The following is an 8,138-nucleotide window of genomic DNA, read 5'->3' as shown; positions in this document are numbered from 1 at the left end:
TATCTACGAAAATACAACGCTCGAAAAACCCGAAAAAATTCTTATTCAAGACGAAAACAAACGCGCCGAACTCCAACTTTTTGATTTGCAAAAACTCGGTTTAGAACAGCAAAAATCAAATATTAATTCGAGAAATCTTCCAAAATTGGGTGCTTTTTTCCAAGGCGGTTACGGAAAACCGGGTTTCAATATGCTGAAAAATGAATTCGATATTTTCTACATCGGCGGTTTGCGTTTGAATATTCCGATTTCAGGATTTTACACGAAAAAAAACGATTTAGCTTTGCTTCAAACTCAAGAACAGGAAATCGATGTTCAGAAAGAAAACTTCCTTTTCAATCAGAAATTTCAAACCATTCAGAACAATAATGATCTCGATAAAATTCAGCAATTAATTGCGAAAGATAACGAACTTGTCATGTTGCGCGAAAGCATTAAAACCGCTTCCCTCGCCCAATTAGAAAACGGCGTGATTACCACGAGCGATTATCTTCGAGAAGTCAACGAACTCGATCGTGCAAAAAACCAAAAAATCATCCACGAAATTCAATATCTTTTAACACAATATAATCTGAAAGCGCAATTGAATCAGTGATTGAGTTTTTGAGTTTTTGAGTTTTTGAGTTTTAAAATTAACTTCTATTTTCATTAAAAATAAAAAATCCGATGAAAAAATATATCTTTTTAATAACCGTTTTTGTCCTTTTTTCCTGCAATAATTCAGATAATTCTTACGACACTTCCGGAACTTTCGAAGCGGATGAAATTTTGGTCACTGCAAAAGCAAATGGAACGATTTTGAAACTGAATTTGGAAGAAGGTCAACAATTAAAACTCCATGAAAAAGTGGGTGAAATAGATCCCAAAAATGTGGAACTTCAAAAAGAACAGGTTCTTGCAAACCTCGATGCAATTTCACAAAAAACCAATTCTGCACTTCCGCAAATTCAGGTTCTGCAATCCCAGATTTCCAGCCAATCTGATAATGTTTCGATTTTGCAGGAACAGCTCACCAATGCAGTGAGAGAAAGGAATCGAACTGCAAATTTGGTAGCAAAAGATGCGGCGACAAAAAAACAACTCGATGATGCAAACGGACAAATTAAAGTCATTCAAAAACAAATTTCTGCGGCTCAAAGTCAGTTGAATGTTCTGCAACAACAGATTTCTACAACCAAAGAAAATGTTGATATTCAGAATCGCGCAATTTTAAGCGAAAGAAAACCGACCGAGAAAAAAGTAGCGCAAATTGACGAACAATTAACAAATAATAGTATCGAAAGTCCAATTTCGGGAATGGTTTTAACCAAATATTTAAATCAAGGAGAATTTGCACTCATTGGAAAACCCATTTTTAAAATGGCAAATTTAGAAGTGATGACTTTGAAAACATTCGTCACCGGAGATCAATTATCTCAAATGAAAATCGGGCAGAACGTGAAAGTTCTCATCGACTCCGGAGAAGGAAAAACGAAAGAACTTCCAGGGAAAATTTATTGGATCAGCTCCAAAGCCGAGTTCACACCGAAAACCATTCAAACCAAAAACGAAAGAGCAAACTTAGTTTATGCCACAAAAATTCATGTGAAAAACGATGGCTTCCTAAAAATCGGAATGTACGGCGACGTAAAATTTTAAATCATTAAACTCTCAACCATCAACTAAAGAATGAAGTCAATCATCGTCAACAATCTCGTAAAAACTTACGGCAAGAAAAAAGAAAAAATTCTTGCAGTTGATGACGTGAGTTTCGAGGTGAATCACGGTGAAATCTTCGGATTAATTGGTCCGGATGGTTCTGGGAAAACTTCAATTTTTCGAATGTTGACCACGGTTTTGTTGCCCGATTCTGGTTCTGCTTCGATTGAAGATTTAGATGTCGTAAAAGATTATAAAAAAATCCGGCAGATTTTGGGATATATGCCGGGGAAATTTTCGCTTTATCAGGATTTAACGATTGAAGAGAATTTAGAATTTTTTGCCAGTGTTTTTAATACAACGATTGCCGAAAATTACGATTTAATTAAAGATATTTATATTCAAATCGAACCTTTTAAAGATCGCAGAGCCGGAAAATTATCGGGCGGAATGAAACAGAAACTCGCTTTGTGCTGCGCCTTAATTCACAAACCGAAAGTTTTATTTCTCGACGAACCAACAACCGGCGTTGATCCCGTTTCCCGAAAAGAATTTTGGGAAATGTTACAACGTTTAAAAAAACAAGGAATCACAATGGTTGTCGCAACTCCGTATATGGACGAAGCTGCGCTGTGCGACCGAATCGCTTTGATGCAAAACGGAAAAATTCTCTCGATTGAAACGCCGGAAAACATCAGTAATTCTTTCCCTGATTTGCTTTTTGAAATTAAAGCAGGGCGAACTTCGAGCGTTTTGAATGCTTTAGAAAATTTCCCGGAAAAGAAAAATGTTTATGCTTACGGAGAATTTGTGCATTTAACTTCGGAAAAAAACGAAAGTTTTAATTCTGAAACAATAAGAGAATATTTAAAAAAAGAAGGTTTCGAAAATATCGAAATTAATCCTATAAAAGCGAGTATTGAAGACAGTTTTATCCGTTTATTATCGCCCGAAAATTATTCATTAAAATGAATTCTGAAAATCAAAATATCGTCATTAAAGCAGAAAATATCACCAAAGTTTTTGGAGATTTCACTGCGGTGGATCACCTTAGTTTTGAAGTAAAGAAAGGAGAAATTTTTGGATTTCTTGGCGCAAATGGTGCGGGAAAAACCACGGCGATGCGAATGTTCATCGGACTTTCGATTCCAACATCGGGAACGGCAACTGTTGCCGGTTTTGATGTTTATCAAGAAACCGAAAAAATTAAAAAAAATATCGGTTATATGAGTCAGAAATTTTCTTTGTACGGAAATTTAACCGTGAAAGAAAACCTCGATTTCTTCGGTGGAATCTATGGAATACCGAGAAAAGAACTCAAAATTAAAGGTGCTGAACTCATTAAAAAATTAGGACTTGAAAAGGAGAAAAACAAACTGGTTTCGGAACTTCCTTTAGGTTGGAAACAAAAACTGGCTTTTTCGGTCGCCATTTTTCATGAACCGCAAATTGTGTTTTTAGATGAACCAACAGGTGGAGTTGATCCTGTAACACGGCGACAATTTTGGAATATGATTTACGAAGCTTCTGAACGGGGAATTACGATTTTTGTCACCACACATTACATGGATGAAGCGGAATATTGCGACCGAATTTCGATTATGGTTGATGGAAAAATCGCGGCTTTGGATACGCCTTCAAATTTGAAAAAACAATTCAATGCCCAAAATATGGATGGCGTTTTCTATGAGTTGGCAAGAGGCGCGAAAAGAGTTGATTAGTTGAAAATTTAAACTTATGAAAAACAATATAATTCAATTTTTAATATGATATTTTTCAACTGCAAAAGAGACAAAAGCTTTAACTATAAAGTGTAAGCAAATCAAAGTTTGCAAAATAAACGTTTTACATTTTGCAATCTTTTGAAATTCTTTTTTAATTATTGCTTTTGTCACTTTTGCGGTAAAAAAGAAGTTTTGTTTTTTTGTCATGTACTAAAAATTCAATTATAAAATATTGTACTAAAATTTAAAAAATGCTTATAAAAAATATGAAAACAACCAAAGAAAATCTGGGAAGAAAATAATTTTCAATTTTCAACCCTCAACTTTCCACTAAAGAAATGAAACAATTAATCACTTTTGTGAAAAAAGAATTCTGGCACGTTTTGCGTGACAAAAGAACTTTATTGATTCTTTTCGGAATGCCGATTGTGCAGATTCTTCTTTTTGGTTTTGCTTTAAGCACCGAAGTTAAAAACACCAAAATCGCTGTTTTAGATCAAGACCAATCCCAAAATTCCATTGAATTAATTTCTAAAATTAATGCCAATCAGTATTTCGATATTGACAAAAACTTAACATCAATCGATGAAGCTGAAGATGCTTTCAAAAGCGGAAAAATAAAAATGATTCTGGTGATTCCTGTACAATTTTCCCAAGAAATGAACAGCGGAAAAAAAGTTCAGTTGCAATTGATAACAGACGGAACCGACATCAATATGGCGAATCAGATTTACAGTTTCATGTCGAATATCATCATGGATTTTTATGGACAACAAACTTTGCAGCAAACAACCGGCGTACAACCGGAAATCCGAATGCTTTACAACCCGCAATTGAAAGGCGCACCGAATTTCGTTCCTGGTGTGATGGCATTTATTTTATTAATTATTTGCGTTCTCATGACGGCAATCGCAATCGTTCGCGAAAAAGAAACCGGAACCATGGAAGTTCTGCTCGTTTCGCCCATGAAACCTCACATTATTATTTTAGCAAAAGCAATCCCCTACTTTATTTTATCGATGATTATTTTGGTTTTTATCTTAATTTTAAGTGTAACCGTTCTCGATTTACCAATTAAAGGAAATATCTTTTTATTGTTCGGCATCAGCATTATTTTCATCATCACCAATTTACTAATCGGAATCGTGATTTCAATTCTCACCAATTCGCAACAAACCGCAATGTTGATTTCCCTCATCGGAACCATGCTTCCAACGTTGATGTTGAGCGGATTTATGTTTCCCGTCGAAAATATGCCAATTCCGCTACAAATCATTGGCAACGTGATTCCTGCGAAATGGTACTACGAAATTGTAAAAAACATCATGATTAAAGGAACAGGATTAGAAGTCGTTTGGAAACAAGTTTTAGTTCTTTTTGGAATGATGATGGTTTTGTTCGTGGTTGCGGTGAAGAAATTTAAAATACGATTGGAGTAAGATGATAAACGAATAGATAAAAGATAATAACCAAAAAAATGTTCAGAACATTACGCATATTAATTAAAAAAGAATTCCTGCAAATCTTCAGGAACAAAGCAATCTTGGCAATTATTTTCGTGATGCCGATTATTCAATTGGTTATTCTTCCGTTAGCCGCAAATTATGAAATAAAAAACATTAAAATCGCCGTTGTAGATCACGATAAATCAACCCAATCGCGAGAACTCATTCGAAAAATTACCGCTTCCGGATATTTTAAAATAGTAGAATATGGCGAAAATTACAATACTGCTTATCAAGAAATCGAAAAAGACCAAGCCGATTTAATCATCGAAATCCCTAATAATTTCGAGAAAGATTTGGTGCGCGAAAACAACGTAAAAACCTTAATCGCTATTAATGCCATTAACGGAACAAAAGCCGGCCTTTCGGCAAGTTATCTGGCGCAAATTTTACAAAACTATAATAAACAAATTCAGGTTCAAATGAATCCGGAATTGGAAAGTATGAAAAAAACTTCCGGTTTAGAAATCACTCCTTTATTTTGGTTCAACGAAAATTACAATTACCGACTTTCTTTAGTTCCGGGAATTTTGGCTTTTTTGGTGACTTTAATCAGCGGTTATTTAGCGGCTTTAAATATTGTACAGGAAAAAGAAATCGGCACCATCGAACAGATTAATGTTTCGCCAATTAAGAAAAGAGATTTCATTTTAGGAAAACTCATTCCGTTTTGGATCTTGGCGATGATTGCTTTTAGCATCGGACTTTTGGTCACGATTTTCGTTTACAAAATTCAAATGCAGGGAAGTTTTCTTTTGTTGTATGGGTTTATTTCGATATACCTCATCATGATTTTAGGAATGGGACTTTTGGTTTCGGTTTATAGCGAAACCCAGCAACAAGCGATGTTTATGGTTTTTTTCTTCATGATGATATTCATTTTAATGAGCGGACTTTTCACTCCAATAGAAAGTATGACCGATTGGGCAAAATATATCGCCTACGCAAATCCTGTAACTTACGGCGTAGATGCCATTCGATTAATTATGCTTAAAAACAGTGGATTTACGGATTTATTACCGCATTTTGCATTTATATCAGGAGTAGGAATTGTGGTGATTATTTGGGCGGTTTTGAGGTATAGAAAAACGAATTAGTCCATTACCCCAAAATCAAAAAAGTCATGGTCTTTTGAACCTCAATTGTGCACCGCGTATTTTTTTTTCCAGATTAGACACCAAGGTTTGGCGGTGCAGAAACCAGCCAGCTGCAAGTCCTATTAAACTTCCGATAATGGTATCTAAAATCCGTGCTTCCATTAAATCATAAAGATTAATCATCGTTCCGGCAGAATTTTCAGCAAGAAAAATGGTTAAAGGAGTGATGAAAATTACCGCTAAACCATAATTACGAACCACAATCATTTCAATCACAAACTGCAATCCTGCGATAATGAAAACCAATGCCAATCCTTTTGGTTCTAAAATAAGAATGACCCAAGTTAATCCCATTCCTATGAAAGTCCCGAAAATCCGATGCAAATTCCGCTGTCGGGTATGAACTAAATCTTTACCCTGCATAATAGCCAATGCTGAAACGGGAATCCAATAAGCGCTTTTCATTTCTAAAAAATTCCCGATTAAAAGCGCAAAAAACATAGCAAATGATAGAATTACACTTTCAACAATTTTCGTACAGCGTTCCTTTTTTAGAATTCTTCTCGCCTTTGGTGCTTCTACTTTTTGCGCAATAAAAACCGAATAGAAGAATGCCAAAAACACAGACAGCATTGCACCCATCGAAACCAAACCGACTCTCACAGGAATCGTTTCTGCATTAAATGGAAGAGAAATTGCCACTGCACCAACCATGATGAAAAAGAAATTTCTCGGTGGTGGAATATCAAAATAAGAAGTAATCAAGTGTGCAAAAAACGCAATTAATCCCAATGCAATCGCGCTTACATAAGGATTAAAACTCAACAAACTTCCCATCGCAAAAGCGAGACTGAAACCAAACGCACAAACACACAAATGAGTCATTCGTTTTGCAAGTGGAGCTTGTATAAAATAAAGAATAACCAAAGCACCAATACTCGAAAGATTCCCATAAGCAGGTCTGTCAAAATACCAACCAACAAAAAGACACAGCCCCACACAAATCCCTGCAAGAAATGGAAAATGCCAAAGACGCTCTGTCGTTTTTATTTCTACGAGCGATTTTACTCGACTATTTAATTCATGATTAAACTTCATTTTATTTGTTCAAAAATTTTAGCTTCTTCCCAAAGTTCATCCATTTGTTCGAGATTCAAATCTGCTAATTTTAGGTTTTTATTGATAGCCAAATCTTCCATTTTCTGAAACCTCGAAATGAATTTATTATTCGTTCTTTCTAAAGCTGAATCAGGATTGATCCCGGAAATCCTGGCGTAATTGATGAGCGAGAAAAAGACGTCTCCCAATTCCTGTTCCTTTTTATCAAGATCAGTTTCAGCATGAAACTCGGCTAATTCTTCATCTACTTTTTTCCAGGCATCTTCGGCATTGGCAAACTCAAAGCCGATTCCTTTTACTTTATCCTGAATCCGGTATGCTTTTATCAAACTCGGAGTTCCTTTTGTAACCCCCGAAAGTACCGATTTATTGCCTTCTTTCAACTTTAGTTTTTCCCAGTTCTGTTTAACTTCTTCTTCATCTTTTACCTCTACATCACCATAAATATGAGGATGACGGAAAATCAGTTTTTCATTTAAAGAATTAATGACATCGGCAATATCGAAGCTATTTTTCTCGGAACCTATTTTCGCATAGAAAACCAAATGCAACAAAACATCGCCTAATTCTTTTTTAATTTCGTGTAAATCTTCATTCAACAAAGCATCAGAAAGTTCATATACTTCTTCCAGAGTCAAATGGCGAAGCGATTGCAACGTTTGCTTTTGATCCCACGGACATTTTTCGCGTAGATCATTCATGATATCGAGTAAGCGATTGAAAGCGTCTAGTTGTTCTTGTCTGGAGTTCATGAGTTTTTGGGTTTTTGATGAAGGATACAAATTGCAAATTTAGTTTAAATAAAAAACCTTGTCAATATTTTAAATTTGACAAGGTGATATTTAAAAGAAAAAGGGAATTTATCCCATTTTTCTATGCGTACTTTTCGGTGCTGATTTCGCTGAAGAAGTTGCAGCTTTCACTTTCGGGGTTGCTACTTTTTCTTTTTTTGGAGCGGCTTTTTTCGTTTCGATTTTTTCTGATTTTGCTTCGTTTTCTGTTGGTTCTTCCATTTCAGCTTCTGCTTTTACAAAACTATCTGGAGTAATATATCC

The 8,138-nt window shown here is 35.3% G+C and carries 9 protein-coding genes and 1 pseudogene; 6 read left to right on the top strand and 4 right to left on the bottom strand.

Annotated elements, in window-relative coordinates; all coding sequences use genetic code 11:
- The 4 genes from WBY99_RS05960 to WBY99_RS05945 form a co-directional block, all read left to right on the top strand.
- The coding region (locus WBY99_RS05960) for a TolC family protein (RefSeq protein WP_423975419.1) at window positions 1-595 on the top strand (595 nt) is incomplete at its 5' end.
- Window positions 596-666: 71 nt separating this feature from the next.
- Window positions 667-1,638: an HlyD family secretion protein gene (locus tag WBY99_RS05955; protein WP_423975418.1), complete on the top strand. Its 972-nt coding sequence runs from the start codon at window positions 667-669 to the stop codon at window positions 1,636-1,638.
- Between the two features lie 30 nt (window positions 1,639-1,668).
- Entirely contained in the window at window positions 1,669-2,610 is a 942-nt protein-coding gene (locus tag WBY99_RS05950) for an ABC transporter ATP-binding protein (protein WP_423975417.1), read from the top strand.
- Window positions 2,607-3,359: an ABC transporter ATP-binding protein gene (locus WBY99_RS05945; RefSeq protein WP_423975416.1), complete on the top strand. Its 753-nt coding sequence runs from the start codon at window positions 2,607-2,609 to the stop codon at window positions 3,357-3,359. The genes WBY99_RS05950 and WBY99_RS05945 overlap by 4 nt, the downstream gene beginning before the upstream one ends.
- Before the next feature lie 33 nt (window positions 3,360-3,392).
- On the opposite strand, the gene WBY99_RS05940 is transcribed toward WBY99_RS05945, so the two are convergent.
- The gene (locus tag WBY99_RS05940; protein ID WP_423975415.1) at window positions 3,393-3,569 is read right to left on the bottom strand and encodes a hypothetical protein; all 177 of its coding nucleotides are present in this window, start codon (window positions 3,567-3,569) and stop codon (window positions 3,393-3,395) included.
- 131 nt (window positions 3,570-3,700) lie between these two features.
- Between WBY99_RS05940 and WBY99_RS05935 the strand changes: the two genes are divergently transcribed.
- A complete protein-coding gene (locus WBY99_RS05935) occupies window positions 3,701-4,801 on the top strand; it encodes an ABC transporter permease (RefSeq protein WP_423975414.1) in 1,101 nt (366 codons plus the stop codon).
- 38 nt (window positions 4,802-4,839) lie between these two features.
- Window positions 4,840-5,964: an ABC-2 transporter permease gene (locus tag WBY99_RS05930; protein WP_423975413.1), complete on the top strand. Its 1,125-nt coding sequence runs from the start codon at window positions 4,840-4,842 to the stop codon at window positions 5,962-5,964.
- 24 nt (window positions 5,965-5,988) lie between these two features.
- On the opposite strand, the gene WBY99_RS05925 is transcribed toward WBY99_RS05930, so the two are convergent.
- From WBY99_RS05925 to WBY99_RS05915, 3 genes and pseudogenes are all read right to left on the bottom strand, one after another.
- Window positions 5,989-7,062 carry an FUSC family protein gene (locus tag WBY99_RS05925; protein ID WP_423975412.1) on the bottom strand — a complete coding sequence of 358 codons (1,074 nt, stop codon included), beginning with the start codon at window positions 7,060-7,062 and terminating at the stop codon, window positions 5,989-5,991.
- Window positions 7,059-7,835 carry a nucleoside triphosphate pyrophosphohydrolase gene (gene mazG / locus WBY99_RS05920; protein WP_423975411.1) on the bottom strand — a complete coding sequence of 259 codons (777 nt, stop codon included), beginning with the start codon at window positions 7,833-7,835 and terminating at the stop codon, window positions 7,059-7,061. The genes WBY99_RS05925 and mazG overlap by 4 nt, the downstream gene beginning before the upstream one ends.
- Window positions 7,836-7,943: 108 nt before the next feature.
- Window positions 7,944-8,138 (bottom strand): annotated as a pseudogene (locus WBY99_RS05915) (DUF5606 domain-containing protein); the annotation flags it as partial.

The organism is Kaistella sp. (genome assembly GCF_049588135.1).
Lineage (GTDB): Bacteria > Bacteroidota > Bacteroidia > Flavobacteriales > Weeksellaceae > Kaistella.
Note: the sequence above shows the minus strand (reverse complement) of the source record. Positions and strands in the feature narration are given on the sequence as shown.

Excerpts from the sequence above, each read along its gene's own strand:
- WBY99_RS05955 (WP_423975418.1), top strand. The coding sequence starts at position 667 with ATGAAAAAATATATCTTTTTAATAACCGTTTTTGTCCTTTTTTCCTGC.
- WBY99_RS05950 (WP_423975417.1), top strand. The coding sequence starts at position 1,669 with ATGAAGTCAATCATCGTCAACAATCTCGTAAAAACTTACGGCAAGAAA.
- WBY99_RS05945 (WP_423975416.1), top strand. The coding sequence starts at position 2,607 with ATGAATTCTGAAAATCAAAATATCGTCATTAAAGCAGAAAATATCACC.
- WBY99_RS05940 (WP_423975415.1), bottom strand. The coding sequence starts at position 3,569 with ATGACAAAAAAACAAAACTTCTTTTTTACCGCAAAAGTGACAAAAGCA.
- WBY99_RS05935 (WP_423975414.1), top strand. The coding sequence starts at position 3,701 with ATGAAACAATTAATCACTTTTGTGAAAAAAGAATTCTGGCACGTTTTG.
- WBY99_RS05930 (WP_423975413.1), top strand. The coding sequence starts at position 4,840 with ATGTTCAGAACATTACGCATATTAATTAAAAAAGAATTCCTGCAAATC.
- WBY99_RS05925 (WP_423975412.1), bottom strand. The coding sequence starts at position 7,062 with ATGAAGTTTAATCATGAATTAAATAGTCGAGTAAAATCGCTCGTAGAA.
- mazG (WP_423975411.1), bottom strand. The coding sequence starts at position 7,835 with ATGAACTCCAGACAAGAACAACTAGACGCTTTCAATCGCTTACTCGAT.